The organism is Adlercreutzia sp. DFI.6.23, from assembly GCF_024462535.1.
In the GTDB taxonomy this organism is placed as follows: domain Bacteria; phylum Actinomycetota; class Coriobacteriia; order Coriobacteriales; family Eggerthellaceae; genus Adlercreutzia; species Adlercreutzia rubneri.
This window is the reverse complement of sequence record NZ_JANGBP010000061.1, coordinates 1-464: the sequence shown is the minus strand read 5'-3', so window position 1 is coordinate 464 and position 464 is coordinate 1. Positions and strand designations below refer to the sequence as shown.

The window sequence follows — 464 nt, the reverse complement described above, 5'->3', positions numbered from 1 at the left end:
CTGCCATCTGAACAACCCACAGAAGCATCAATACAGCGAAGCTGATGTGCTCGAATTCCAGAACGCCGATTACGCGGATCTCAAGACCCGCGATAACGACAAGTATGGGTTCATCGGCGAGATGATGGACTTCGTGGACGAGCAAGGCCAGTACTCGTATGCGTACCTGTTGCGCTTTGCGCGCGCGAACCGCCCCGAGTGGTTCCGCTGCCTTTGCGACAACGGTACATACGTCATGAAGGAGTACTGCAAGACAGCCGCGTTTGATCCGCGGCAAGCGGCGCAGTAGTTGGGTCAATGCAGCATTCAGCGACCACGGGGGCTTTAGCCCTCGTTCGCGGAATGCGGAATTGACGCAACGGTCAAGCCACAAGACCAGACTTGATTAAGGGTCGATGGACGCTCTGCTCCATCTACCCTTTCCTTGCCCAAGTCTGTGAGTGCGGGAGGGCTGCGGCTCGGAT

At 56.9% G+C, this 464-nt stretch carries 1 protein-coding gene; it reads left to right on the top strand.

What is annotated here, in order from left to right; all coding sequences use genetic code 11:
• On the top strand, nt 1-289 hold a 289-nt coding region (locus tag NE591_RS12340; protein WP_256156757.1), incomplete at its 5' end, for a Rep family protein.
• Between the last annotated feature and the right edge of the window lie 175 nt (nt 290-464).